1 protein-coding gene is annotated in these 249 nt (G+C 64.3%); it reads right to left on the bottom strand.

Features of this window, described 5'->3' with window-relative positions:
- Positions 1-249, bottom strand: a 249-nt coding sequence (locus B4920_RS29680) for a hypothetical protein (RefSeq protein WP_216820110.1), incomplete at both ends; no start/stop codon positions are given.

Raw genomic sequence — 249 nt, 5'->3', positions numbered from 1 at the left:
CGGCGTCAGCTTGCGCAGCGCCTGCTCAAGCGCGATACCTTCCAGCTTGTCCAGGTAGGCGAACTCGACGTCGCCAGTCTCGGCCATCTCGGCGGCCGGCAGTTGTGCCAACGTCTTCGGCACCTTCGACAGATCGGGCTGGCGCGGCTTGGCTGCTTCCTTGGCCGCCGGAGTCTGTTCACCGGCCGGCATGTTGAAGCGCTTGCGAACCTGGCGATCAGCTTCTTCCAGGAAGAACGAGGCCGGTTT

This window comes from Zoogloea sp. LCSB751, from assembly GCF_002028455.1.
Lineage (GTDB): Bacteria > Pseudomonadota > Gammaproteobacteria > Burkholderiales > Rhodocyclaceae > Zoogloea.
This window is presented reverse-complemented; position numbering and strand designations above follow the sequence as displayed.